Here is a 24,271-nt window from a genome sequence, read left to right on the forward strand (position 1 = left end):
CTGGGCTCGATATGCGCCCGAAACGGGCGTATCGGGCCAGAAATCGCGCCCACAACGATCGGAGGGATGGGTCCGGGCCGGGAGTCTCGGTCAGAGGCGGCCGGCGGCCTTGAGCGCCAGGTAGGTGTCGGCGAGACGCGGCGCGAGCTGGTCGGGCAGCGCCTCGACCACCTCCGCGCCGTGCTGGCGCAGCACCGCCGCGACGGCCGAGCGCTCGAGGTGGCCGCGTGCCGCAGCCGCCGCGTCGTAGACCTCCTCGACGCTCCCACGGCCGGCGCGCATCGCCGCCACCTCCGCGTCGGCGACCGCCGCGACGACCACCTGGTGCGTCCCGGAGAGCTGGTCGACGACGGGCAGGAGCCCCGTCTCCACCACCGCGGGATCGAGCGACGTCAGCAGGACCACCAGTGCGCGCTGGGAGACGCGCGCGCGGACCTGGGCCACGAGGCCCGGCCAGTCCGTCTCCAGCAGCACCGGCTCGACGGCGGCCAGCGAGTCCGCCATGGCAGGCAGCAGCCGCGGGCCGGAGGCGCCGGCCACCCGCGCCCGGAGCACACGGTCGTACGCGATCACCTGGAACCGGTCGCCCGCCCGGTCGGCCAGCGCCCCGAGCAGCAGCGCCGCCTCGACGCTCGCCTCCAACCGGGTGCCGCCCGTGTTCACGGACCCGTCGACGGCGGTGCTGATCCGCGCCGCGGACGTCCGTCCCGTGTCGAGCACGACGACGACGCGCCGGTCGCGCTCGGGGCGCCAGGTCCGCACGACGACGTCGCCGCCGCGCGCCGTCGCCCGCCAGTCGATCGAGCGGACGTCGTCGCCCACCACGTACTCGCGCAGCGAGTCGAACTCGGTGCCCTCGCCCCGTACCTGGACCGCCGCCCGGCCGTCCATCTCCCGCAGCCGTGCGAGACGGCTCGGCAGGTGCCGGCGGGAGGCGAACTCGGGCAGCACCCGGATCCGTCCGCCCACGTCGAGCGAGGCCTGCCGTCCTGCCAGCCGCAGCGGTCCGACGGTCCGGATCGTGACGGCGCCGGCGGAGCGCTCCCCACGGCGGGTCGGCAGCAGCGGTGTCCGCAGCCGGGCCGACTCGCCCGGGGGCAGGTCCACCGTGTGCTGCGCGGTCCGGGCGGGCTCAGCAGGGTCGGTGTGCGGGCGCAGGCCCCCGTCGTCGTCCCGTGCGGTGACCAGCGACGGCGGCCAGGCGTCGCGCACGAGGGCGCGCAGCCGCCGGCGGCCGGCGTTGGTCAGCACCACCTGCGACGTCGTCGGCGTGCCGAGACGCACGGACGACGGCACCGTGCGCTGCACGGTCACCTGCCGGGGGGAGGCGGCCAGCGCGACGTCGAGCGCGCAGAGGGCCGCGACCACGGCGGCCCAGAGCAGCACCGTCCCGGGCACCGGCCAGATCGCGACCGGCACCAGGCCGAGCGCCGCCAGCACGACGGCGCGCCAGGACACCGCCATCTCAGCGCGGGACCGGGACGGCGGCCAGGACGGTGCCGAGCACCGACTCGGCCGTGACGCCCTCGAGCTCCGCCTCGGGACGGAGCTGGACGCGGTGACGCAGCGTCGGGTGCGCGAGGGCCTTGACGTCGTCGGGTGTCACGTACATGCGTCCCGACAGCCAGGCCCACGCCCGGGCGGTCGCCAGCAGCGCGGTGGCGCCACGCGGCGAGACCCCGAGCTGCAGCGACGGCGACTGGCGGGTCGCCCGGCACACGTCGACGGCGTAGCCGAGCACCTCCGGCGCGACGTCGACCCGGCGGACCTCCGCGCGGGCGGCGGCGAGCACGCCGGGGTCGGCGACGGGGCGCACACCGGCCGCGCCCAGGTCGCGCGGGTCGAACCCGCTCGCGTGACGAGCCAGGACCTCGATCTCGGAGTCCCGTTCGGGCAGGGGAAGCAGCACCTTGAGCAGGAACCGGTCGAGCTGTGCCTCCGGCAGGGGATAGGTGCCCTCGTGCTCCACGGGGTTCTGCGTGGCGATGACGACGAACGGCTCCGGCAACGGGCGGGGCTGGCCGTCCACGGACACCTGCCGCTCCTCCATCGACTCCAGCAGCGAGGCCTGGGTCTTCGGCGGGGTGCGGTTGATCTCGTCGGCGAGCAGCAGGTTGGTGAACACCGGCCCCTGGCGGAAGGAGAACTCGGCGGTGCGGGCGTCGTAGACCAGCGAGCCCGTCACGTCGCCGGGCATGAGGTCGGGCGTGAACTGCACCCGCTTGAAGTCCAGGTCCAGCGAGGCGGCGAGCGAGCGGACCAGCAACGTCTTGGCGACCCCGGGCACACCCTCGAGCAGCACGTGCCCGGAGCAGAGCAGGGCGATGAGGAGGCTGGTCACGGCGGAGTCCTGGCCCACGACGGCCTTGCCGACCTCGGTGCGGACGTCCGCGAGCGCGCGGCGCAGCTCGAGCGACGGCTGCGGCGGCCCGGGCGCGGCGGACGGTGCCGGGTCCGCGGCCGGTGCGGGCCCGGGCGCCGGCGTGGCGGGCGCCTCCGGCGAGTCGTGGCCGGCGGGAGCCTCCGGGCTGCCGGTGGCGGCGGGTGCCGGCTGGTTCTCGTCAGGGTGGGTCACGGTCGGTGAACCTCGCTCTCCAGGGTGTCGAGCCGGCGGGCGAGCTCGCTGAGCGCGGCGTCGTCGGCGGGTGGGGGTCCGTAGATCAGGTCGGCGACCTCGCGCGGGTCGCGTCCGGTGGCACGCACGACGGCGTCGACCAGGGTGTCGGGGTGGGCGGAGCGGGCCAGGCCGAGCCGCCGGGCGACGGCCTGAGCCGTCGCGGCCCGCAGGCCGGCCGCGGCGTGCCCGCGGGAGCGCGCCCGCCGGTAGAGCCGCGCGCGGCCGCGCGTGGACTCGGCGGAGGGCACGACGACGGGCAGCCGCTCGGTGACGAGCCCACCGAGCCGACGGCTGCGCCAGACGGCGGTGACCAGCGCGACCAGGACGGCCCACCACAGCGCGGCGTCGAACCAGTCCGGCAGCACGGCACCGGTCTCCGGCTCGGCGGTCGGGTCGCCGGGGACGGTCGAGTCCGCGGGATCGGGCACGAGCCAGACCAGCCGGTCGTGGCTCCCGAGGAGGTGGAGCGCCAGCGCGGCGTTGCCCTCGGTGAGCACGTCGTCGTTGCGCAGGAACGCCGGGTCGTCGACCGCGACCACCTGGCGGCCGTCGCGCTCGGTCGCGGCGAGCGCCGCCGAGCCGTCGGGACCCGACCAGCAGGTGGCCACGGTCGGGGACGTCGGCTCGAGCCCGGGCTCGAGCAGCGAGGGGCCGGCGGCGACGGCGGCGGGCAGGTCGCACCCCGGGTCCACCGGCGACGTCGGCAGGGAGCCCCAGGAGGCCCTCCGGACCTGGTCCCCGGTCGCCGCGCGCAGCAGTCCGTCGTCGGCGCCGGCCAGCACGAGGTCGGCGTCGACGCCGGCGAGCGCCGTGACCTGCTCGGGGAGCAGGTAGGGCGCCGGCACGACCAGGAGCGTGGAGCCCGCGACGGCCGCGTCGACGGCGTCGGCCACGTGGGTGACGTGCTGCACCTGGACGCCCTGGCGCTCGAGGACGCGGGCGAGGGCCTGGGAACCGTTCGGGCGGGTGTTCCCCGGATCGTACGGGACGACGGAACCGACGGGGCGCAGCAGGGCGAGGGCGAGGACCGCCACGAGCAACGCACCGACACCGCCGACGAGCCATCGCGCGGTCCGCCAGCGGCGTCGGCTGCGCGAGCCGAGCGTCGTCCCGTCGCCGGTGACGGCGGCCGAGGTCCAGGTCGCGGTGGGAGATGCGGTGGGGGCGCTCACTGCACGCCCTCCCGGACCGGGGGCGCCGGTGCGGTCGGGCGGGCGGCGGCCACCTGGTCGTCGAGCGCGCGCAGGGCCGCGTCGTCCGCGGGCCCGGCGGGGAGGTGGCCGTAGCAGACGCCGTCGAACCGGCCGGCGGCGTCGTGCAGCTCGGTGGAGAGCCCGGGCAGCCGCGAGCCCGCGGTCTGCGCGGCCTCGCGGGCGGTCCGGCCAGGACGTTCGTCGAGCACCACGCGCTCCTCCAGGCCGCGCACGACGGCGCGGAAGCGTTCGATCACGGCGAGCGGCCAGTCCTCCCGGGCGGCGGCGGCGTCGGCGGCGGCCCGCATCTGTGCCGCGGTCCGCGTGTCGTCGTCGTGCACGACGGCGGAGCTCGTCGCGGCGTGGCGCCGCAGCCGCGCGGGGCCGGCGACGTAGAGGGCGATCGCGACCACGACGACGAGCACCACGGCCACGATGACGGCGAGCCGCCACGGGCTGACGTCCACGGTGCCGATCTCGTCGAAGATCCTGGCGAGCCAGGTGAGCAGCCGCATCAGGACCGACGGGTCCTGGGCGTACTCGGGCCTTGCGAGCTCCTCGACGAGCCAGCCGTGCGCCGTCTCGCGGTCCGGCACGACGGGCACCTCGACGGAGACGCCGTGCAGCTGTGCCCACTTCCTTGCTGCCACCGCGGTCACCACTGCGGGCTGCCCCCGGGCGGCGGCGTACCGGGGCTGCCGGCGGGCGAGCCGTGCCCGTCGGAGGTCTGCTGCGTGGTCCGCTCGGCGGCCGCGGCGAGCTGGACGTCGAGTCCCTCGCGGCGCATCCGCACGTCGGTGTAGACGAGGGCCACGACGGCGGAGACGAACACGAGGTAGACCATGCTGGCGACCACCGACGCGACGACCGAGCTGAGGATGAGGCCCCAGCCGAAGTCGCTGCCGTCGACGAGCAGGCCCAGCAGGCTGAGCGGGTACGCGACGACCTGGCCGGCCACGCTCGCGATGATGCTGGCGAGCAGCACGGTGCCGAAGACCCGCCAGTAGGCGCCCCGGGTGAGACGCCAGGCCCGGGCGATCGTGCGACCCAGGCCGCTGCCCTCGAGGACGAGGGCCGGTGCGACCAGCATGAGGCGGACCCACACCCAGGCGGCCAGGACGACGATCGCGACCAGGCACAGCAGACCGACGAGCACGGACAGTCCCACCGAGTCGGTCGCGACGGCGACGGCGCTCACGAGCAGGACCGCCCCGACGAACACACCGGCGAGCCCGACCCCCAGACCGACGGTCCGCAGCAGCATCCAGCCGATGAGGACGGCGAGCCGGGGGCGGACCTTCGCCCAGACCTCGCCCACCGACAGCTTGCGGCCGATGACCGACTGGCTCACCGAGGCGGTGATGAAGCCCTCCGTGATCGGCTGGGCGATGAGCAGGGTGAGCGACAGGGCACCCGAGACCGCCATGAGCTGCGCGAGCCAGCCGGCGTCGGCGGTGAGGTACTCGAGCTCGGCGTCCACGCTGGCGGCCTCGCTGAAGAGGCCGGTCAGTGCGGGGACGGCGAACTGCGCGAGCAGTGCGGCGAGCAGCGTGGCGGCGGCGACCACCACGGCCACCAGGCCCAGCATGACCGCCGGGTTGTGCCGCACCGAGCTGAACGCCCCGTCGAAGATCTCGCCGAGCGACAGCGGGCGCAGCGGGACCACGCCGGGCTTGGTCGCGGACGGGCCGTACGGGTCGGAGGGCGCCGGACCGGGCCGGGGCGTCCCCTGCGCGGAGGCGCCGCCGTCGGGCGCGGGCTGACCGGGGCCGTACCGTCCGGACCCGTACTGCCCCGGCCCGTACTGCCCGTAGGCGGGCGGCCGGGGTGCCTCGCCCCACCCGGAGGGCGGCGTCGGCTGGTCGGGCGTGCTCATGCTGCTGCCTCCTGGCACGGCTGGCGGGACGGGTACGTGACCGCCACGACCTTATAGCGTTCCCTGCTCCCGGGGCGCGCCCCGGACGGATCGCTGTGGACCCTGGCAGACTGTGCGCATGAAGTCCCGCGTCCTGGTGGTCGACGACGACACTGCCCTCGCCGAGATGATCGGCATCGTCCTGGAGTCCGAAGGGCTCGATCTGAGCTTCTGCTCGGACGGCGATGCTGCCATCGGCATGTTCCGATCGACCCAGCCCGACCTCGTCCTGCTCGACCTCATGCTGCCGGGCAAGGACGGTATCGAGATCGCTCGCGAGATCCGTGCCGAGTCCGGCATCCCCATCATCATGCTCACCGCGAAGACCGACACCGTCGACGTGGTGCTCGGGCTGGAGTCCGGTGCGGACGACTACGTCACCAAGCCGTTCAAGCCCAAGGAGCTCGTCGCCCGCGTCCGCGCCCGGCTGCGCCGGTCCGACGAACCCGGTCCGGAGCGCCTCAAGATCGGCGACATCGAGATCGACGTGACGGGGCACACGGTCACCCGTGACGGCGAGCGGATCAGCCTCACCCCGCTCGAGTTCGACCTGCTCGTCGAGCTGGCGCGCAAGCCCTGGCAGGTCTTCACCCGCGAGGTGCTCCTCGAGAAGGTGTGGGGCTACCGGCACAGCGCCGACACGCGCCTGGTGAACGTCCACGTGCAGCGGCTGCGCTCCAAGATCGAGACGGACCCGGAGAACCCCGAGGTCGTCCAGACCGTGCGCGGGGTGGGCTACAAGGCCGGTGCCGCCCGCTGAAGCGCGCGCGACCAACGCACTCGTCCGAGGTGCCCGGTCGCTCGTGCACCGCTGGCGCTCCTCGATGCAGGTGCGCGTGGTCACGTCAGCCGTCGCGCTCGGCGTGCTGGCCGTCGCCGTGCTCGGCCTCTACCTGTCGTTCTCCGTCCGTGACGGGCTCTTCGACCAGCGGCTGGACCAGATCGAGCGGGAGAACGCCGCCGTCACCCAGGACGTCCGCACCCGGCTCGCCGCGACGGCCGCGACCCAGACCGGTGAGCAGCAGGCCCTGCTGCGGGACGTGATCCTCTCGCTGAGCGCCGGCGGTTCGAGCGCGCAGGAGTACTTCCTGCGGCAGGCGCCCGGGCAGCAGCTGCCCCTCGTCGACTCGTCGTCCCGCCAGGGCCTGGCCGTCGGGGACGTGGTCACCCCCGAGCTGCGCGCCGCGACGCTCGCCACGGAGGACCAGGTGCTGCAGTCGGTGCCGATCCCGGTCGACTTCACCGAGTCGGGCGCCGAGGAGCCCGGTGTCGTGGTCGGGGCGACCGTCGACCTGCCGTCGGCCGGCATCTTCGAGCTCTACTCGCTCTACTCGCTCGCCTCCGAGCAGGAGACGCTGCGGTTCGTCCAACGGACCCTGGCGCTCGGCGCGGTGGCGATCCTGGCGATGATCGGGCTGCTCACGTGGACCGTCACGCGACAGACGGTGGCGCCCGTGCGCCGGGCCGCCACCGCGGCGGCCCGGCTGGGCGAGGGGCACCTCGACGTCCGCGTCCCGGGCTCCCGCGGCCAGGACGAGCTGGCGACGCTCGCACGGACGTTCAACGAGATGGCCGACAACCTCGAGGAGCAGATCGCCCGGATGGAGGAGCTGTCCGCGGCGCAACGACGGTTCGTCTCCGACGTCTCGCACGAGCTGCGCACGCCGCTGACGACCATCCGCATGGCGGGCGAGGTCATCCACTCCGCCCGGGACGACCTGGAGCCGTCCGCGCGGCGGTCCGCGGAGCTGCTGCAGACCCAGCTCGACCGGTTCGAGGAGCTCCTCACCGACCTGCTCGAGATCAGCCGGTTCGACGCGGGTGCGGCCGTGCTCGACGTCGAGCAGCAGGACCTGCGCGGCGTCGTGACCGCCGTCGTGGACACGTGCGCACCGCTCGCCGAGCGCAAGTCCGTGTTCCTCTCCGTGGACATGCCCGACGAGCGCACGACGGCGGACATCGACCCGCGCCGGGTCGAACGGATCCTGCGCAACCTCGTGGTCAACGCGATCGAGCACGCCGAGGGCAAGCCCGTGGAGATCACGGTCGGCCAGGACGCACGGGCCGTCGCCGTCGTCGTGCGCGACCACGGCGTCGGCCTGACCCCGGAACAGCTCAACCGCGTCTTCGACCGGTTCTGGCGGGCCGACCCGGCGCGCGCCCGCACGACGGGCGGCACCGGGCTGGGTCTGGCGATCTCGCAGGAGGACGCGCGGCTGCACGGGGGCCGTCTCGACGCCTGGGGCCGGCCCGGTCACGGGGCTTCCTTCCGGTTGACGCTGCCGCGGCGCGCGGGCATCGAGGTCGAGCGTCCGCCGCTGCCCGTCGAGGGTCCGTCACGCTCCGGCGGGCAGCACGTGCCGACGGGCCAGGTGCCCGTCGTGAACCCGCCGACGGGTCCCACCCCGACCGCGATACCCGACCTGCCGCCCGAGGAGGACCACCGATGAGCCGCGGTACCCGCCGACACCTCGTGCAGACCCTGTGCGTCGCCGTGCTGGTCGCGTCGGCCGGTGCGTGCGCGAGCATCCCCACCTCGGGCGGCGTCATGGAGAGCTCGGCCGAGGTCGACAGCGTCAGCGACCTGGGCTTCGACGTGCAGGGGCCGGCCACGGACGCAGGTCCCGAGCAGATCGTCCAGGGTTTCGTCAGCGCGGCCCAGTTCGGGCCCGCGTCGGCCGCGACGTTCGACATCGCGCGGGAGTACACCACCCCGGTGGCGTGGTCCGCCTGGGACGAGTACACCCAGGTCCTCGTGCTGTCGGAGTACCCGCGCTGGACCGTCGGGGAGTTCGACGACTCCACCGCCGTCACGTCGGTGCAGGGCGAGGCGACCGTCGTCGCCTCCCTCGACGAGTCCGGCGTCTACACCGAGCTGGCCGAGCCCAGCGTCGTCGACGTGACGTTCGACCTGGCGCGCGGGACGGACGGGCAGTGGCGCATCAGTGGCCTCGAGGACGGTCTGCTCGTCCTGGCGGACTTCCTCGGCAACGCGTTCCACCGGACCCCGCTGTACTACCCGACGCCGGACCGCGAGTGGTGGGTCCCCGACGTGCGCTGGTTCCCCGGGCAGTCCTGGCGGACCGCGGCGACCCAGGCCATCCTCGACGGGCCGCCCGAGCGGCTCGCGCAGTCGGCGGTCTCCGTGGTGCCGGACGGCGCCACCCTCGCGATCGACGCGGTGACCGTCGCCGAGAACGGCACGATCGACGTGAGCCTCACGTCGGCCATCAGCTCGGCACCGCCGGAGGACCGGGCGCTGCTCGTGGCCCAGCTCGAGGCGACGCTGCGCGAGGGCGACGGCCGCACCGTGGTGCTCTCGGCAGGGACCTCGCCGCTGGCCGCGACGTCGGCGGCGGAACCGTCGCGGCCGGTCACGGTGGGCGACGCGGTCGCCGTCCTGGGTGCCGGGTCCGAGGAGGGCCAGGTGCTGCGCCGGGTCGTCGGGCGCGAGCTGACGGACCCCGCCGTGCCACCGGACCTGGCGGGCCTCGACGTGACAGCCGTCGCCGTGGGCACCGACGACGCCACGGTCGTGGTGCGGGACGGCGCCGGACGCCTGGTCCGGCTCGGCGAGGACGGTCGGTCCGAGCTGCTCGTCGGGCGGCGTGTCGCGCCACCGTCGATCGACCGCTTCGACGCGGTCTGGACGGCGGTGGGCGGAGAGCTGCGCGTCGTCCTCCCCGCCGGTGGCGTGGTGCCGGTGGAGCCGGAGTGGTTGGCCGATCTGCCGGTGCGGTCGCTGCGGGTGGCGCCCGAGGGCGCTCGCATCGCCCTCGTGACCGACTCGCCCGACGGTCCCGAGGTATGGGTGGCGGCGATCGAGCGGGATGCCGACGAGGTGCCCACCGGGCTGTCGACGCCGGTGCGGGTCGGGGGTCCGGTGGACTCCGTGGAGGCCGTCGAGTGGTCGGAGGAGTCGACCCTGACGCTCCTGGGCCGGGACCCGGACGGCGCCCGGGGCCTCTTCGTCGCGGGGGTCGGCGGGCTCGCCTCGTCGAACGACGGACTGACGCGCCCGCTGGCGACGACGGCCGTCCCCACGGCGGTGGCCGCTGGTGTCGGGGCGAGCCCCACGCTCGTGCTCGACGCGGACGGGACGCTGCACGTGCGGCAGAGCGCGGCCCTGTGGCCGGTCGTCTCCGAGGACGTCGTGGCGGTCGCCTACCCCGGATGACGCCGGCCGGTGGCCGTCCACACGCGCCGCCGTCCACCGATGCCGGACCCGCCGGGGGACCGACGTCTGGCGCCGGCGCACCCTGGTGCGGTGCTCACCCGACTCGCTCGCCTCGTGGTGCCCGTGTCCTGCCCGGGCTGCGCCGCTGTCGACGTCCGGTGCTGCCCCGCGTGCGCGGCAGCGGTCGTCGGCGGGCCGCTACGTCGTGTCGAGGACGGCGCGCCACGCCTCGACCGCATGGACGGCGTCCCGCCGCTGCCGGTGTGGGCGGTGGGCGACTACGCAGGGCCGGTGCGCGACGTCGTCGTGGCCTGGAAGGACCGGGAACGCGCCGACCTCGACGCGCTGCTCGCTCCCGCGCTGCACCGGGCGGCGGCGGTGGTGGCACCCTCCCTGCGGGCCGTGGTCGGCAGCGCCGCCGTGCTGGTCGTCCCGGCCCCGTCGGCGCCCGGTGCCCGGCTGCGCCGGGGGCGGGAGCCGGTCGGCGTGCTGGCCGGTGCCGTGGCGGCCGGGCTGCGCACCGGTGGCGTGCGTGCCGTCGTCGCCCCCGCGCTGCGCCGTCGCCGGACGAGCCGCGACCAGGTGGGCCTCGGAGCGCGCGCCCGGGGACGCAACCTCGACGCGTCGGTCCGGGCACGTCGGCACGCCCGGCGGTCGTCGTCCTGCGTCCTGGTCGACGACGTCCTGACCACGGGGGCGACCCTCGCCGCCTCCGAGCGGGCGCTGGCCTCGTCCGGCAGCACCGCCCTGGGGGCCTTCGTGCTGGCGGCGACACCGCCGCCGGACGCTGTCACCGAATCTCCCCACGACACGTGGTCGCCAGAGGTTCACCCGGCGGACACGTTGGGGTTAGCCTGAGAACCCGACGGCGAGCGGCCCGTGGCAGCGGAGCGTTCGCCGCATCCCACGAGCGGGCCGGACACGTTCCGGCCACCGGGAGGTGGTGCAGAACCGGCACCGACCGCGGTGCCCAGAAGCACACGAGGGCCGCCCCGAGGGATGCAGCGAGGGCGGCCACGACGAAGTGGAGCAACACGATGGAGATCGCCGTCGTCGGCAGGCACACGGACGTCACGGACCGGTTCCGTGACCACGTGGAGGACAAGCTCGCCAAGGTCTCGCAGCTCGCGCCGAACGCGCGCCGCGTGGACGTCGAGGTCACGCACGAGAAGAACCCACGACTCGCCGACCAGAGCGAACGGGTGGAGCTGACGGTGCGGGACAAGGGGCCCGTGATCCGGGCGGAGGCGGCCGCGGACGACCGCTTCGCCGCGCTCGACCTCGCGATCGACAAGCTCAGCGAGCGGCTCCGCCGGTCCCGGGACAGGCGCAAGGACCACCGCCGTCGCGGACCGGGCGTGTCCCCGCCGGTGGACGTGCGCCCCTACGACGAGGTCCTGGCCGCTCAGCCCGAGCCGGAGCCCGAGCCCGCCTCGCTGTCCACGCCGGGCGACGCCGTCGAGTACCAGCTCGGCGACTCTCCCGTGGTGATCCGCCAGAAGCTCCACCGCGGTGAGCCGATGACCGCCGACGAGGCCGTCGAGCACATGGAGCTCGTCGGCCACGACTTCTTCCTGTTCATCGACAAGGAGTCGGCGCGCCCGGCCGCCGTGTACCGGCGCCGCGGCTGGACGTACGGCGTCATCGAGCTCGACGCGACGTGCAGCGGGGCGGCCCCGGTGACCTCGCTGACCTGATCCCCGCCCCGTGTGGGTGGCGGGCGGCAGGATGTCGGCATGGAGTCGATGTCGATCACCGAAGCCCGTCGGGTCGCGCTGCGGGCGCAGAGCCTGGACCGCGGGCGACCCGACGGGCCGGTCACCATGCGGCGCCTCACCGGTGCCGTCGACCGCCTGAACCTGCTGCAGATCGACTCGGTCAACGTGCTGGCTCGCGCTCACCTGGTCCCGCTGTACTCGCGGCTCGGCCCCTACGACACGGGCCTGCTCGAGCGGGCCGCCGGCCGGGCGCCGCGCCGGCTGGTCGAGACGTGGGCGCACGTCGCGTCCTACGTGCCCACCTCGACCTACCCGCTGCTCGAGTGGCGACGCCGGGCGTACCAGCGCGAGGCGTGGGGCTCGATCGCCGCCGTGCCGCAGGCGCACCCGCACGAGCTGGAGCTGGTGCGCTCGCTCGTCACCGAGCTCGGGCCGGTGACCGGGAGCCGGATCCACGACGAGCTGGAGCGCGCCGGCCGGACGGCGCCGCGCTCGCGCCTCGAGTGGGGCTGGAACTGGACGACGGCGAAGCGCTGCCTCGAGTACCTGTTCTTCACCGGCGAGGTCATGTCGGCCCGGCGCAACAGCGCGTTCGAGCGCTGCTACGACCTCCCGGAGCGGGTGCTCCCGCCGGCGCTGCGCCACGCGCCGGGCATCTCCGACGACGACGCGATCCGGCGGCTGCTGGAGCTGGGGGCCCGGGCGCACGGCGTCGGCACCGCCCGCTGCTTCCGTGACTACTTCAGGCTGCGCGGCCCCCGGGCGCAGCGAGCGCTCGCGGACCTCGTCGACGACGGCACCCTCGTGCCCGTGGACGTCGACGGCTGGGGGGAACCGACGTACCGGCACCGCGATGCCGTGCTACCGCGCCGGGCCACGGGCTCGGCACTGCTCAGCCCGTTCGACCCGCTCGTGTGGGAACGCCGCCGGCTCGAGGCCCTGTTCGACGTGTTCTACCGCATCGAGATCTACGTGCCCGCCCACCGGCGCCGGCTCGGCTACTACGTCCTGCCGTTCCTGCAGGGTGAGCAGATCACGGCGATGGTCGACCTCAAGGCGGACCGGCCGGCCGGCGTGCTGCGGGTGACGGCCGCCCACCGGACCCCGCACGCCGACGGCGTGACGCCGGCGGCGCTGGCGGCCGAGCTCCGGCTCCTCGCGGACTGGCTCGGGCTGGCCGAGGTGGCGGTCGTGCCGACCGGTGACCTGGCCGCCGACCTGGCCGCCGACCTGTCCGCGCAGGCCGACGGTCAGCTCGCCGAGGGGCGTCCTGCCGTCGTCACGGCGGCCGGCGGCTGACGGGCCGCGCCCCGGCCGCCGGTAGACTGCGAGCCCGGTCGGCGCGCGTGGAGGAGTTCGGATGACAGCAGGCCTTCCCGCGGACACCTGGATCCTCGCCGGAGGTGTGCTGCTGGTCGCAGCCATCCTGGCGGCCGGGTTCGCCGGGAAGGTCCGGATCCCGGGCCTCCTGCTGTTCCTCGCACTGGGGATGCTCATCGCCGACGACGGCCTCGCCCTCGTCCAGCTCTCCGACGTCGAGCTGGCGCAGACCCTCGGCACGGTGGGCCTGCTGCTGATCCTCTTCGAGGGTGGCCTGACCACCAAGCCCGGCGACGTCCGCCGGGCTGCTGCTCCGGCGCTGCTCCTGGCCTCCGCGGGTGTCGTCGTCACGGCGTCCGTCGTGGCGCTCGCGGGGTGGTGGCTGCTCGGCCTGGACCCGCTGACCGCCATGCTCATCGGGGCCGTCGTGTCCTCCACCGACGCGGCCGCCGTCTTCGCCGTGCTGCGCCGGGCGCCCCTGCCGCGCCGGCTCTCCGCGCTGCTCGAGGTCGAGTCCGGGGCCAACGACCCGGTGGCGATCATGCTCACCGTGGGTCTCGTGGCCACCTTCACCGGCTCGCCGCAGCCGTCGGACTGGGTCGCCTTCGGGCTCGCGCAGGTGCTCGGCGGCATCGTGGCGGGTGTCGTCGTCGGCCTCGGGGGGAGCTGGCTGCTGTCCCGCGCGACGCTGGGCCCGACGGGCGTGTACCCCGTGCTCGCCCTCGGCGTCGCCGGCCTGGCCTACGGTGCCGCCGCGGTGGTCGGCGGCTCGGGGTTCCTCGCCGTCTACCTCGCAGGCCTTCTCGTCGGAGCCCGGGTGACCCAGCACCGGCGCGAGATCCGGACCTTCCACGACGGCTTGTCCAGCACGGCGGAGGTCGGGCTGTTCCTCATGCTCGGGATGCTGGTCTTCCCCTCCCAGCTGCCGCCGGTGGCCGGTCCGGCGCTGCTCGTCACGGTCGTGCTCGTGCTGGTCGCCCGGCCCCTCGCCGTCGGGCTGTGCCTGGTGTGGTTCGGCTACACCTGGCGCGAGATCGTCTTCGTGTCATGGGTCGGGCTGCGCGGTGCCGTCCCCATCGTGCTCGCGACGTTCCCCGCGGTGGCCGGCTACCCCGAGGGTGCGCTCATCTTCAACGTGGTGTTCTTCGTGGTGCTGACGTCGGCGGCCGTCCAGGGGATCAGCATCCGCAGCGTCGCGCGCGTGCTCGGCATCACCGCCGCGCCCCAGGACCTCGACCCCGTCACGTCGGGCAGGCCGCTCGTCGGGACCGCCACCGAGATCTTCGAGGTCCCGGTGCGTCCCGATCTCGCGCTGGCGGGACGAGCCGTCGCTGACGTGGCACCCCCGTGCGGCCGGATCACCGCCGTCGTGCGGGGTCAGGAGACCCTGGACGCCGAGGCGCAGGTCGAGCTCGCGCCGGGCGACGTGCTCGTGCTGGTCGTCCCGCGCAGGCCGGACGCCGCCCGGCAGGTCACGGCGTGGGCGCGCGGCGAAACGGTCGCGGAGCCGTCATCGACCCGGCCTGAGAGGGAGTGAGCGCCGATGGACGTCCTCGCGCTGTACCTGGGCGCCGCCTTCGTGGGCGGGCTGGTCGCCCGGCTCGTCAAGCTTCCTCCGCTGGTCGGGTTCCTCGCCGTGGGCTTCACGCTCGGGGCCACCGGAGCGCCGGAGCTGCCCGGCATCGCGACGATCGCCGAGATCGGTGTGTCGCTGCTGCTGTTCACCATCGGGCTCAAGCTCGACGTGCGGTCGTTCACGCGGCCCGAGATCTGGCTGACCACCGTCTCGCACATGCTCCTCAGCACGCTGGTCGGCATCGGGTTCCTCGGCCTGCTGGCTGTCGCCGGCGCGGCGCTCCTCGGCGGTGAGGGGCTGCTGACGCTCGCGCTGGTCGGGTTCGCGCTGTCGTTCTCCTCGACGGTCTTCGTCATCAAGGTGCTGGAGGACAGGTCGGACGCGACCAGCCTGTACGGGCGGATCGCCGTGGGCATCCTGGTCATGCAGGACGTCGCCGCGGTGGCCTTCCTCGTCATCGCCACCGGAGAGCCCCCGAGCCCCTGGGCGCTGCTCCTGCTGCTCCTGGTCCCCGGGCGCAGGCTCCTGCACCTCGTCTGGGACCGCGTCGGGCACGGCGAGCTCCAGGCGATGTTCGGTGTGACGCTCGCGCTCGGGCCGGGCTACTTCCTCTTCGAGCACCTCGGCCTCTCCGGGGGGCTCGGCGCGCTGGTGATGGGCGTGCTGCTCGCCTCGCACCCGGGCGCGGGGGAGATGTCGCGCTCGCTGATGTCGTTCAAGGACCTCATGCTCGTGGCGTTCTTCCTCGAGATCGGGCTGCACGGCACGCCCACCCCCGAGCACGTCCTGATGGCCGCGGGGCTGCTGGTCCTGCTGCCGGTCCAGGCCGCGGGCTTCGCCCTGCTGCTGTGGACGCTGCGCCTGCGCCGGCGCACAGCGATCCTCACCGGTCTGGTGCTCGGCAACTTCTCGGAGTTCGGCATCATCGTCGCCGCGGTCGGCGCCGATGCCGGGATGCTGGACCCGGACTGGCTGATCGTCATCTCGCTGGCCGTGGCCATGAGCTTCGTGCTCGCCTCGGTGGTCAACCGGCGCGGCGTGGAGATCGCGTCGGCCCTCACCCGCTACCTGCCGGCGAAGCCGCCGTCGTCGCTGCACCCGGACGACCGGGTGGTCGACATCGGCCACGCGGACGCCCTGGTGCTCGGGCTCGGCCGTGTCGGCATGACGGCGTGCGCCCGGCTGCGCGACGAGCACGGCCTGGACGTGGTCGGCGTCGAGCACGACGACCAGCGGGTGGCAGCCCTGCAGCAGCAGGGGTTCGAGGTGGTCCGGGCCGACGCCACGGACCTCGAGTTCTGGGCGCGGGTGAAACGCGCCGGCCACGTCCGGCTGGCCGTGCTGGCGATGCCGTTCCACAACGCGAACCTCATCGCGCTGTCCCGCCTGCAGGAGTCGGGCTTCGACGGTCTGGTCGCCGCGATCGCCCGGTACGACGACGACGCCGCGGAGCTGCGCCGTCACGGTGCCGACGCGGTGTTCCACCTCTACGGGGCCGCCGGGGCCGAGCTGGCCGACCGTGCGGCCGAGGTGCTGGCCGCCGACGGCTGAGGCCCCGAGTTTCGTCGGCCGCGAACCTGGCCCCGTGCCGCGGTCCGGGGGAATAGGATGGCAGGCGGTGCGACCGGGACGACGGCGCCGTCGTCCGGCCCGGTTGCCGCCACCGAACGGGCTCGGGAGGCTTCCCGGGCACCACCGACACGGGAGAACTGCGTGCCTGCGATCCTCGAGAAGATCCTCCGCCTGGGCGAGGGCCGGATCCTCAAGAAGCTGACCGGACTCGCCGAGCAGGTGAACCGGCTCGAGCCGAGCTTCACCGAGCTCAGCGACACCGAGCTGCAGGAGGAGACGGCCCGGTTCAAGGAACGGCTCGAGCACGGCGCCACCCTCGACGACCTGCTGCCCGAGGCGTTCGCGACGGTTCGCGAGGCATCCCGGCGGACGCTCGGCCAGCGACACTTCGACGTGCAGCTCATGGGCGGCGCAGCCCTGCACCTCGGCAACATCGCCGAGATGAAGACCGGTGAGGGCAAGACGCTGGTCGCCACGACGGCGGCCTACCTCAACGCGCTGACCGGCAAGGGCGTGCACGTCGTCACGACGAACGACTTCCTCGCCCGGTACCAGGGTGAGCTGATGGGCCGCGTGTACCGGTTCCTCGGGATGACGACGGGAGTCATCGTCTCCGGCCAGAACCCGGCCGAGCGCCGTGAGCAGTACGCGGCCGACATCACCTACGGCACGAACAACGAGTTCGGGTTCGACTACCTGCGCGACAACATGGCCTGGTCGCCCGACGACCTGGTCCAGCGCGGCCACCACTTCGCGATCGTCGACGAGGTCGACTCGATCCTCATCGACGAGGCGCGGACGCCGCTCATCATCTCGGGCCCCTCCTCCGGCGACGCCAACCGCTGGTACGTCGAGTTCGCCAAGGTCGTCAAGCGCCTCCAGGTCGAGAAGGACTACGAGGTCGACGAGAAGAAGCGCACCGTCGGCGTCCTCGAGCCCGGCATCGAGAAGATCGAGGACTACCTCGGCATCGACAACCTGTACGAGTCGCTCAACACGCCGCTCATCGGGTTCCTCAACAACGCCATCAAGGCGAAGGAGCTCTTCAAGCGCGACAAGGACTACGTCGTGCTCAACGGCGAGGTCATGATCGTCGACGAGCACACCGGCCGTATCCTCGCGGGCCGTCGCTACAACGAGGGCATGCACCAGGCCATCGAGGCCAAGGAAGGCGTGCAGATCAAGGCGGAGAACCAGACCCTCGCCACGATCACGCTGCAGAACTACTTCCGGCTGTACGACAAGATCGCCGGCATGACCGGTACGGCCGAGACCGAGGCCGCCGAGTTCCAGGGCACCTACGAGCTCGGCGTCGTGCCCATCCCGACGAACAAGCCGATGGTCCGTATCGACCAGCCCGACCTCGTGTACAAGAACGAGGACGGCAAGTTCAACGCCGTGGTGGCCGACATCGTCGAGCGGCACGCGAAGGGGCAGCCGGTCCTCGTCGGTACCACGAGCGTCGAGAAGTCCGAGCTGCTGTCGAAGCTGCTGAAGAAGGCCGGGGTCCCGCACGACGTCCTCAACGCCAAGGAGCACGAGCGGGAGGCCTCGATCGTCGCGCAGGCGGGGCGCAAGGGCGCCGTCACGGTCGCGACCAACATGGCCGGCCGTGGTACCGACATCATGCTCGGCGGCAACGCCGAGTTCACGGCGGTCGCCGAGATGGCGGCACGCGGCTTCGACTCCACCGAGGACCCGGAGGCCTACGAGGCGGCCTGGCCCGAGGTGCTGGCCAAGGCGACCGAGTCCGTCGCCGCCGAGCACGAGGAGGTCGTCGACCTCGGCGGGCTCTACGTGCTCGGCACCGAGCGGCACGAGTCGCGCCGTATCGACAACCAGCTGCGCGGTCGATCCGGTCGCCAGGGCGACCCGGGGGAGTCGCGGTTCTACCTGTCGATGCAGGACGACCTGATGCGCCTGTTCAACTCGGGTCTCGCCGAGTCGATGATGGGCCGCGCCGGGTTCCCGGACGACATGCCCCTCGAGTCCAAGATGGTCACCCGTGGCATCCAGAGCGCCCAGTCGCAGGTCGAGTCCCGGAACTTCGAGATCCGCAAGAACGTCCTGAAGTACGACGACGTCCTCTCGCGCCAGCGCACCGTCATCTACGACGAGCGTCACCGCGTCCTCGAGGGGGAGGACCTGCACGAGCAGGTGCAGCACTTCGTCTCGGACGTCGTCTCGGCCTACGTGGACGGTGCCGCCGACGACGGCAACGCCGAGGGCTGGGATCTCGACGCCCTCTGGACCGCCCTCCGCTCGGTGTTCCCCGTCTCCATCACGGTGGACGACGTCGTGGCAGAGGCGGGTGGCCGTGACCGCCTCACCCGCGAGATGCTCCTCGAGGAGCTGCTCTCCGACGCCCGGGTGGCGTACGCCGCCCGCGAGGAGACGCTGGGGTCGCCGGCGATGCGCCAGCTCGAGCGCCGCGTCGTGCTGTCCGTCCTGGACCGCAAGTGGCGCGAGCACCTCTACGAGATGGACTACCTCAAGGAGGGCATCGGCCTGCGTGCCATGGCTCAGCGCGACCCCCTCATCGAGTACCAGCGCGAGGGCTACCAGCTGTTCCAGGCCATGACCGAGGCGATCAAGGAGGAGTCGGTCGGCTACCTCTTCAACCTCGACGTCCAGGTCAAGCAGCCCGGCGACGAGTCCGTGGCCTCGGGTGACGAGCCGACGATCTCCGTCAGCGCGGCCGCCGCGACGGCCGGTACGCCCGCCGCCCAGGCCATCGGTGCCGGCGGAGCGACCGTCGTCGGTGCCGACGCCGCCGAGGAGGCCCCGAGCGTCCAGGCCGCGCCGGAGCCGGAGGCGCCGGAGGTACCGGCGTCGTTCGGCGGTGCCGACGAGCCGGTCCTGGTCGCCAAGGGGCTGGACACCCCGAAGCGGCCGCAGAACCTGCAGTACTCCGCGCCCAGCGAGGACGGTTCGACCACGTCGGGCGGCGACTCCCGCGCGGCGCGGCGCGCCCTGCACGGCGAGGCGTCGGCGGCCAACGCCGACGGTCGCACGTTCCCGGGGACGCCTCGCAACGCGCAGTGCCCCTGCGGTTCGGGCAAGAAGTACAAGATGTGCCACGGCGTGAACGAGTGATCTGCCCGCGGCGCTAGCCGCACCGGGTCGCAGCGAGCCGTGCTCAGCCGAGCTCGAGGACGGCCACGCGCCAGACGCCGCGCCGCGCCTCGAGCCGGACGGCCGCTGCCCGGACGCGACCGTCGTCCTCCAGGACGACGGTCGCCTCGGCCGTGCCGTCACCGAGGCGCACCGTGCGGATCCGTCGGACCGACACCGGGACCGCGGTGCGCGGCTCGCGGCGCTGCGCCTGGACGAGCCGGGCGCGCTGGACCAGCTGGTCCAGCACCTGCGGGGTCACCCAGCGAGCGAGGTGCGCGGCAGGTCGTTCGCCCCGCAGGACCTCGACGGCGGCACGCACCACCGACCCGCACATCGCCGTCGGGTCCGGCAGCCTCGACGGCGTGCCCGGTCCGGGTGCCAGCGGCCTCCCCGGGACCGGCACGGGATCGGACGGGACGGCACCGAGACGCAGGCGGCGGGGGGACTCCGGACGGCGGGGCGCGCTCGGAGGGGCCGCCGGGCGGCGGCGATCCCGTGGCGGGCTCGTGACGCGCAGGCGGCGCCCGGAGGTCGTCGTCGGCTCGGGGTTCTCGGATGCTGTCGTGGTCATGGGCACTCCGTTCGGGGCAGGGGGCCGGGCAGGCCGTCGTGAGCGGGTGAGGGGTCAGGGTGCGCGCAGCACCTGTCCCGGCAGGACGACGTCGGGGTCGTCGCCGATGACGTCGCGGTTCGCGTCGTGCCAGGAGGTGACGGCGCGCAGGACGTCGGCGGGCGGGGCGTCGTCGGGCAGCCCACGAGCGGCGATCGCCCACAGGGTGTCGCCGCGGACCACCACGACCTCGTCCGCACCGTCGTCCTGGTGCGACGTCCGCTGCGCGTTGCCGACCGCGGGCGACGGCTCGTCCACGGGTCCGGCGCCCTCGGGGTCCTTGCCGGGCTCCTGCGGCAGGGCGGGTTCTGCGGCCGTGGCCTGCCCCGGAAGCACCTCGGCGGATGCCGAGACGGCGTCGGTGCTGTCCCCGGTGGCCTCCCAGCCGAGCTCCAGCACAGCGGCCGGCGTGGCCGCCGGGGTGGGTGCCTCGTCCGCGTGAGCGGCGCCGGGCGCCAGGAGGAGGCCTGCACCCAACCCGGCACCGACGGCGCCTCGCGCGAGCCGGCGCACGATCGCCGGCGCCCACCGGCCGACGACCGTCTCGGCGGTGCGGGTGGAACGACCCCGCCGGACGGCCGCGACGCCGGCGAGCGCCGCGGTCGTGCCCAGCAGCATCCAGCCGGCACCGGCGAGTCCGCCCGTCAGGACCAGCAGCTCGACCCAGGTCTCGACCCGGGCCGATCGCACGGCGTCCGGGTCGGTCGGGGCGACGGCGGACAGGCGCAGCGCGAGCAGGAGCAGGGCTCCGCCGGAGGCGGCGAGCAGGGTGAGGAGCGCTGCCGTGCTGCGGGCCGCTCCCGAATCCCTCGACGTGCGTGCCATCTGCCGACCTCCGTCTGATCTGCCCTGATCATGCTTGTTGATATCAGTTGATGCCGTGTGATGGTCGATATTGAAGCGTAGTGTGGCTCTCCTGTCCAGGGCAGGGCATCCTGGGCCGCGGCTCGTCGGGTACCGGACGTCGGAGGGAGGCGCTGATGAGGGGCTCGGACACGTCGCGCTGGACGCTGCTCTTCGCCGACCTCGAGGCGCAGCTCGTCGCCGAGGAGGCGGCCGAGCGCGAGGGCGCCGTCGCCGAGCTGACACGCGCCGAGCAGGCCTCCGTGCCGCTCGTCGACAGGTTGCGCGCGGCCCGTGGCCGGCCGCTGCGGCTCGACCTGCGCGACGGCGAGGCCCTGGAGGGTCGGCTCGAACGGGTCGCGACCGAGTGGGTCCAGATCGACGCACGGTCCCCGCGCGGCGGTCACCGCCAGCACGTCGTGCCGTTGTCGGCCGTCGTGGGTATCACCGGTCTCGGACGGCACGCCGTCCCGTCGGCCGCCCGGACGGACCGGCTGGGCCTCGGCACGGCGCTGCGCGGGCTGCAGCGCGACCGGGCGCGTGTGCAGGTCCGGACGACGGCGCACGTCGTCCTCGGTCGGATCGCGCGGGTGGGTGCCGACCACCTCGACCTCGAGGAGCTCGACGCGGCCCGCCCGAGCGTGCGGGTCGTACCGTTCACCGCCCTGGTCCGGGTCAGCGAGACCTGAGCGGCGCGCGACCGCTCAGAGGTCGCCGGCGTCGATCCGCGCGCGGGTGCGGTCGTACTGCTGCGCGATGTACTCCTCGAGCTTCGCGGTCTCGACCCGCCAGACCTTCTTCGGGCCCACCTGGATGGCAGGCAGCTCGCCGCTGCGGACGAGCGAGTACGCCTGGGCGGCGGAGATGCTGAGCGTCTCCTGCACCTCGGCGAGGGAGAGGAAGCGGCTGGCCATGCGTCGATCCTCCCACAGGGGTCGTCGTTCGTGGGTGTTGTCCACAGGTGATGCCGGAAGCTGTCGCGACGACGTCCCGTCCCGGATGATGGATCGCACCACCGGCACCCGTCCTGGCTCGCTAGCGTGCGTCCCGCCCGACGGACCGACCGCCCTCACCGGACGCATCGACGCGTCCGGCCGACTCCGAAGGACCACCGTGAGCAACGAAGCAACCCCGTCCCCGGCAGCACCACGGCTGCGTCGACCGACGTGGCGGGACCCTCGGCTCGTCATCGGCATCGTCCTGGTCGCCGTCGCCGTGGCGCTGGGGTCGTGGGTCGTCTCCGACGCCGACCGGACGGCCCCGGTCTACGTCGCCGCCGGCACGCTGACGCCCGGTGAGGCGGTCGACGCGTCGCAGCTGCGCGTGGTCGACGTCAACCTCGGTGTCGAGGCGGACCGCTACCTGCGTGCTGACGCCCCGGTCCCCACGGACCAGGTCGCCCTGCGGGTCGTTCCCGAGGGCGAGCTGGTCGCCACCACCGCCGTCGGCGACGCGGCCGCGGTCACCGTCCGGTCCGTCGCGGTACCCGTCGGGGCAGGACTCTCCGAGCGCATCCACGAGGGCGCCGTCGTGGACCTGTGGTTCGTCCCCGCCGCCCAGCAGGGAGCCACCGAGGCCGCGGCCGAGCCCGAGCCGATCGTGACCGGTGTGGTCGTCGAGCAGGTGGACGCCTCCGAGGGAGGGCTGGTGGTGAGCGACCACGGCACCTTGCACGTCCTCGTCGGCACGGACGACCTGCCGGCGGTGCTGTCCGCCCTCGCGGCCGACGGCTCGGTGACCGTCGTCCCGGTGGCCGGCGCGTGATGCCCGCCGAGGTCACGGTCCTGTGCGCCGTGAGCGGACCGGGCGAGACGGACGTCGTGCTCGCGCTCGGCGCGCCCGGGGCCGGCACCAGCGTGACGCGTCGCTGCGGCGACCTCGCCGAGCTCCTCGCGGCGGCCGCCGCCGGCGCCGGCACCGTCGCCGTCGTGTCGGCCGACCTGCCGGGCCTCGACCGGGAGGCCGTCGGCCGCCTGCACGGCGCCGGGACCCGCGTCGTCGCCATCGCCGACGACGGACCGGTGGATCGGCTCCGAGCGCTCGGCGTCGAGGCGGTGCTGGAGGGCGCCGCCGACCCTCGGCTCCTCGACGCGGTGCGCGACACCGCGCGGGTCGAGGATCCCCTCGCCACCCACGAGCTGGACCTCTCCGCCCTGTCCGGCGGTGCTCCCGCGGCACCGGCCCGGCCGGGTACCGTCGTCGCCGTCTGGGGGCCGGTGGGCGCTCCGGGGCGCACGACGACGGCGGTCGAGCTCGCCGCCGAGCTGGCGGGCCTCGGCGGGCACCGGGCCGGGCGTCGCCGACGCCGCCAGGAGACGCCGGACCGGCAGGACGGGTCCGCTCTCCTCGTCGACGCGGACACCTACGGCTCGTGCATCGCCTCGCGCCTCGGTCTGCTCGACGACGCACCCGGACTGGCCGCCGTGGCCCGGGCGGCGGGGCACGGCACCCTCGACCTCGCCGCGCTGGCCCGCCACGCGCCGGTGGTGGCGGGCCGCCTCCGGGTCCTGACGGGTATCACTCGCGCGGCCCGCTGGCCCGAGCTGCCCGCCAGCGCCCTCGAGGTGGTCCTCGAGGGGGCGCGGTCCCTCGCGGACTGGACGGTGGTGGACTGCGGACCGCTGGTAGAGGCCGACGAGCTGCTCATGTACGACACCCATGCCCCGCAGCGCAACGGCGCGACGCTCGCCGCGCTGCAGGCCGCCGACGTCGTGGTGATCGTCGGGGCTGCCGACCCGATCGGGATCCAGCGCCTGGTGCGAGGCCTCGAGGAGCTCGCCGAGGCACCGGTGCCGGTCCCGGCGACGCGCGTCGTCGTCGCCAACCGTGTGCGGTCCTCCGCCGTCGGGCCGGACCCGGTGCGTGCGGTCAGCGAGGCGCTCGTGCGGTATGCCGGCGTCGAGCCGCACCCGGTGCCGGACGACGGCGACGCTCTCGACGCGGCGCTGCTCGCCGGGCGCACGCTCGCCGAGCACGCGCCGTCGTCGGCCGCCCGGCGGGCGTTCGCCGAGCTCGCGGTGCTGGTGCGGGACCGGGTCGGCGCGCCCGTGCCGGCCTGAGGCCGCGCGCCGGGCACACTGAGGGCATGCGCCTCTACGTGCCTGCGACCGTCGCCGACCTCGACGCCATCAGCGTGACGGCGCGCGCGGGGTGGTGGGACGTCCCGCCGCGGGGTGCGCACGCCGTGACCGGAGCCCTGGTGTCCGCGCTGCCCGACGAGGACGACGAGGCCCGGGAGTATGCGGCCTTCCTCGCGGCGGCGGACGCCTCGCTCATGCTGGTGGCCGGCAGCAGCGACGCCGTGCCGTTGCGCGTGGTCGTCACCGTGGAGGTCCCCGAGCACGCCGTCACCGACGCCGCGGGCGACGTGCCGCCGTCCGGCGTCGACGTCGGGGCGGTGCCCGGCACGCAGGTGGAGGCGGTCCACGTCGACGAGCCGGAGGCCGCCGCGGACGTCCGCGCGGTGCTCGACGCGATCGACGTGGGCGACGACGAGGCCCTGGTGGCGGCGACGGAGCAGGTCGACCAGCGCGACCTGCTCTGGTACCACCCCACCGAGGCGCACCAGGTGCCGCGCCCCTGAACCTCCCTCGAGCGTTGTGGGCGCGATTTC

At 74.3% G+C, this 24,271-nt stretch carries 21 protein-coding genes; 13 read left to right on the forward strand and 8 right to left on the reverse strand.

What is annotated here, in order from left to right:
- Nucleotides 1-90: 90 nt before the first annotated feature.
- Genes MWU57_RS16850 through MWU57_RS16870 form a run of 5 tightly spaced genes read right to left on the reverse strand, consistent with a single transcriptional unit; the run spans nucleotide 91 to nucleotide 5,686 of the window.
- The gene (locus MWU57_RS16850; protein WP_246910795.1) at nucleotides 91-1,464 is read right to left on the reverse strand and encodes a DUF58 domain-containing protein; all 1,374 of its coding nucleotides are present in this window, start codon (nucleotides 1,462-1,464) and stop codon (nucleotides 91-93) included.
- A 1-nt stretch (nucleotide 1,465) separates the two neighbouring features.
- Entirely contained in the window at nucleotides 1,466-2,575 is a 1,110-nt protein-coding gene (locus MWU57_RS16855; protein WP_246910797.1) for a MoxR family ATPase, read from the reverse strand.
- The gene (locus MWU57_RS16860) at nucleotides 2,572-3,789 is read right to left on the reverse strand and encodes a DUF4350 domain-containing protein (RefSeq protein WP_246910799.1); all 1,218 of its coding nucleotides are present in this window, start codon (nucleotides 3,787-3,789) and stop codon (nucleotides 2,572-2,574) included. Before MWU57_RS16860 ends, MWU57_RS16855 begins: the two co-directional genes overlap by 4 nt.
- Nucleotides 3,786-4,460, reverse strand: a complete 675-nt coding sequence (locus MWU57_RS16865; RefSeq protein ID WP_246910801.1) for a DUF4129 domain-containing protein — start codon at nucleotides 4,458-4,460, stop codon at nucleotides 3,786-3,788. The genes MWU57_RS16860 and MWU57_RS16865 overlap by 4 nt, the downstream gene beginning before the upstream one ends.
- A 5-nt stretch (nucleotides 4,461-4,465) precedes the next feature.
- Complete coding sequence (locus MWU57_RS16870; protein WP_246910803.1) at nucleotides 4,466-5,686, reverse strand: glycerophosphoryl diester phosphodiesterase membrane domain-containing protein; 1,221 nt, start codon at nucleotides 5,684-5,686, stop codon at nucleotides 4,466-4,468.
- Nucleotides 5,687-5,804: 118 nt separating this feature from the next.
- On the opposite strand from MWU57_RS16870, the gene mtrA reads away from it, so the two are divergent.
- From mtrA to secA, 9 genes are all read left to right on the forward strand, one after another.
- Nucleotides 5,805-6,485, forward strand: a complete 681-nt coding sequence (mtrA, locus tag MWU57_RS16875) for an MtrAB system response regulator MtrA (RefSeq protein WP_106268986.1) — start codon at nucleotides 5,805-5,807, stop codon at nucleotides 6,483-6,485.
- Between the two features lie 64 nt (nucleotides 6,486-6,549).
- Nucleotides 6,550-8,175, forward strand: coding sequence for an MtrAB system histidine kinase MtrB (gene mtrB / locus MWU57_RS16880; protein ID WP_106269079.1), 1,626 nt, complete (start codon nucleotides 6,550-6,552; stop codon nucleotides 8,173-8,175).
- The gene (locus MWU57_RS16885) at nucleotides 8,172-9,902 is read left to right on the forward strand and encodes an LpqB family beta-propeller domain-containing protein (protein WP_246910805.1); all 1,731 of its coding nucleotides are present in this window, start codon (nucleotides 8,172-8,174) and stop codon (nucleotides 9,900-9,902) included. Before mtrB ends, MWU57_RS16885 begins: the two co-directional genes overlap by 4 nt.
- A gap of 90 nt (nucleotides 9,903-9,992) precedes the next feature.
- The gene (locus MWU57_RS16890; protein WP_246910807.1) at nucleotides 9,993-10,760 is read left to right on the forward strand and encodes a ComF family protein; all 768 of its coding nucleotides are present in this window, start codon (nucleotides 9,993-9,995) and stop codon (nucleotides 10,758-10,760) included.
- Nucleotides 10,761-10,939: 179 nt separating this feature from the next.
- Nucleotides 10,940-11,599: a ribosome hibernation-promoting factor, HPF/YfiA family gene (gene hpf / locus MWU57_RS16895; protein WP_106268982.1), complete on the forward strand. Its 660-nt coding sequence runs from the start codon at nucleotides 10,940-10,942 to the stop codon at nucleotides 11,597-11,599.
- 39 nt (nucleotides 11,600-11,638) lie between these two features.
- The gene (locus tag MWU57_RS16900) at nucleotides 11,639-12,919 is read left to right on the forward strand and encodes a winged helix-turn-helix domain-containing protein (RefSeq protein ID WP_246910809.1); all 1,281 of its coding nucleotides are present in this window, start codon (nucleotides 11,639-11,641) and stop codon (nucleotides 12,917-12,919) included.
- A 61-nt stretch (nucleotides 12,920-12,980) separates the two neighbouring features.
- Nucleotides 12,981-14,477 (forward strand): potassium/proton antiporter, encoded by a 1,497-nt coding sequence (locus tag MWU57_RS16905; protein ID WP_246910812.1) that lies wholly within the window; start codon nucleotides 12,981-12,983, stop codon nucleotides 14,475-14,477.
- Nucleotides 14,478-14,483: 6 nt separating this feature from the next.
- Nucleotides 14,484-16,067: a cation:proton antiporter family protein gene (locus MWU57_RS16910; protein ID WP_106268976.1), complete on the forward strand. Its 1,584-nt coding sequence runs from the start codon at nucleotides 14,484-14,486 to the stop codon at nucleotides 16,065-16,067.
- 162 nt (nucleotides 16,068-16,229) lie between these two features.
- Complete coding sequence (gene secA, locus MWU57_RS16915; protein ID WP_106268975.1) at nucleotides 16,230-19,184, forward strand: preprotein translocase subunit SecA; 2,955 nt, start codon at nucleotides 16,230-16,232, stop codon at nucleotides 19,182-19,184.
- Nucleotides 19,185-19,227: 43 nt separating this feature from the next.
- Here secA and MWU57_RS16920 read toward each other — a convergent pair whose 3' ends face one another.
- Both MWU57_RS16920 and MWU57_RS16925 read right to left on the reverse strand, forming a co-directional pair.
- Nucleotides 19,228-19,776 (reverse strand): Rv3235 family protein, encoded by a 549-nt coding sequence (locus MWU57_RS16920; RefSeq protein ID WP_219885664.1) that lies wholly within the window; start codon nucleotides 19,774-19,776, stop codon nucleotides 19,228-19,230.
- Nucleotides 19,777-19,830: 54 nt separating this feature from the next.
- Nucleotides 19,831-20,640 (reverse strand): LysM peptidoglycan-binding domain-containing protein, encoded by an 810-nt coding sequence (locus tag MWU57_RS16925; RefSeq protein ID WP_246910815.1) that lies wholly within the window; start codon nucleotides 20,638-20,640, stop codon nucleotides 19,831-19,833.
- Between the two features lie 155 nt (nucleotides 20,641-20,795).
- On the opposite strand from MWU57_RS16925, the gene MWU57_RS16930 reads away from it, so the two are divergent.
- Nucleotides 20,796-21,347 carry a hypothetical protein gene (locus tag MWU57_RS16930; protein ID WP_246910818.1) on the forward strand — a complete coding sequence of 184 codons (552 nt, stop codon included), beginning with the start codon at nucleotides 20,796-20,798 and terminating at the stop codon, nucleotides 21,345-21,347.
- A 15-nt stretch (nucleotides 21,348-21,362) separates the two neighbouring features.
- Here the strand turns inward: MWU57_RS16930 and MWU57_RS16935 are convergent, their stop codons facing one another.
- Complete coding sequence (locus MWU57_RS16935) at nucleotides 21,363-21,572, reverse strand: helix-turn-helix domain-containing protein (protein WP_106268969.1); 210 nt, start codon at nucleotides 21,570-21,572, stop codon at nucleotides 21,363-21,365.
- A gap of 199 nt (nucleotides 21,573-21,771) precedes the next feature.
- On the opposite strand from MWU57_RS16935, the gene MWU57_RS16940 reads away from it, so the two are divergent.
- From MWU57_RS16940 to MWU57_RS16950, 3 genes are read left to right on the forward strand one after another with little or no spacing between them, the layout of a single operon-like run.
- A complete protein-coding gene (locus tag MWU57_RS16940) occupies nucleotides 21,772-22,422 on the forward strand; it encodes a hypothetical protein (protein ID WP_246910821.1) in 651 nt (216 codons plus the stop codon).
- Nucleotides 22,422-23,717 carry a hypothetical protein gene (locus tag MWU57_RS16945; RefSeq protein ID WP_246910826.1) on the forward strand — a complete coding sequence of 432 codons (1,296 nt, stop codon included), beginning with the start codon at nucleotides 22,422-22,424 and terminating at the stop codon, nucleotides 23,715-23,717. The genes MWU57_RS16940 and MWU57_RS16945 overlap by 1 nt, the downstream gene beginning before the upstream one ends.
- A gap of 26 nt (nucleotides 23,718-23,743) precedes the next feature.
- On the forward strand, nucleotides 23,744-24,241 hold the full coding sequence (locus MWU57_RS16950) for a hypothetical protein (RefSeq protein ID WP_246910824.1): 498 nt from the start codon (nucleotides 23,744-23,746) through the stop codon (nucleotides 24,239-24,241).
- Nucleotides 24,242-24,271: the final 30 nt, after the last annotated feature.

This window comes from Isoptericola sp. S6320L (assembly GCF_023015685.1).
In the GTDB taxonomy this organism is placed as follows: Bacteria; Actinomycetota; Actinomycetes; order Actinomycetales; family Cellulomonadaceae; genus Isoptericola; species Isoptericola halotolerans_A.

Excerpts from the sequence above, each read along its gene's own strand:
- MWU57_RS16925 (WP_246910815.1), bottom strand. The coding sequence starts at position 20,640 with ATGGCACGCACGTCGAGGGATTCGGGAGCGGCCCGCAGCACGGCAGCG.
- MWU57_RS16900 (WP_246910809.1), top strand. The coding sequence starts at position 11,639 with ATGGAGTCGATGTCGATCACCGAAGCCCGTCGGGTCGCGCTGCGGGCG.
- MWU57_RS16950 (WP_246910824.1), top strand. The coding sequence starts at position 23,744 with ATGCGCCTCTACGTGCCTGCGACCGTCGCCGACCTCGACGCCATCAGC.
- MWU57_RS16885 (WP_246910805.1), top strand. The coding sequence starts at position 8,172 with ATGAGCCGCGGTACCCGCCGACACCTCGTGCAGACCCTGTGCGTCGCC.
- mtrA (WP_106268986.1), top strand. The coding sequence starts at position 5,805 with ATGAAGTCCCGCGTCCTGGTGGTCGACGACGACACTGCCCTCGCCGAG.
- MWU57_RS16910 (WP_106268976.1), top strand. The coding sequence starts at position 14,484 with ATGGACGTCCTCGCGCTGTACCTGGGCGCCGCCTTCGTGGGCGGGCTG.
- MWU57_RS16930 (WP_246910818.1), top strand. The coding sequence starts at position 20,796 with ATGAGGGGCTCGGACACGTCGCGCTGGACGCTGCTCTTCGCCGACCTC.
- MWU57_RS16850 (WP_246910795.1), bottom strand. The coding sequence starts at position 1,464 with ATGGCGGTGTCCTGGCGCGCCGTCGTGCTGGCGGCGCTCGGCCTGGTG.
- MWU57_RS16905 (WP_246910812.1), top strand. The coding sequence starts at position 12,981 with ATGACAGCAGGCCTTCCCGCGGACACCTGGATCCTCGCCGGAGGTGTG.
- hpf (WP_106268982.1), top strand. The coding sequence starts at position 10,940 with ATGGAGATCGCCGTCGTCGGCAGGCACACGGACGTCACGGACCGGTTC.
- MWU57_RS16870 (WP_246910803.1), bottom strand. The coding sequence starts at position 5,686 with ATGAGCACGCCCGACCAGCCGACGCCGCCCTCCGGGTGGGGCGAGGCA.
- MWU57_RS16920 (WP_219885664.1), bottom strand. The coding sequence starts at position 19,776 with ATGACCACGACAGCATCCGAGAACCCCGAGCCGACGACGACCTCCGGG.
- MWU57_RS16945 (WP_246910826.1), top strand. The coding sequence starts at position 22,422 with ATGCCCGCCGAGGTCACGGTCCTGTGCGCCGTGAGCGGACCGGGCGAG.
- mtrB (WP_106269079.1), top strand. The coding sequence starts at position 6,550 with ATGCAGGTGCGCGTGGTCACGTCAGCCGTCGCGCTCGGCGTGCTGGCC.
- MWU57_RS16935 (WP_106268969.1), bottom strand. The coding sequence starts at position 21,572 with ATGGCCAGCCGCTTCCTCTCCCTCGCCGAGGTGCAGGAGACGCTCAGC.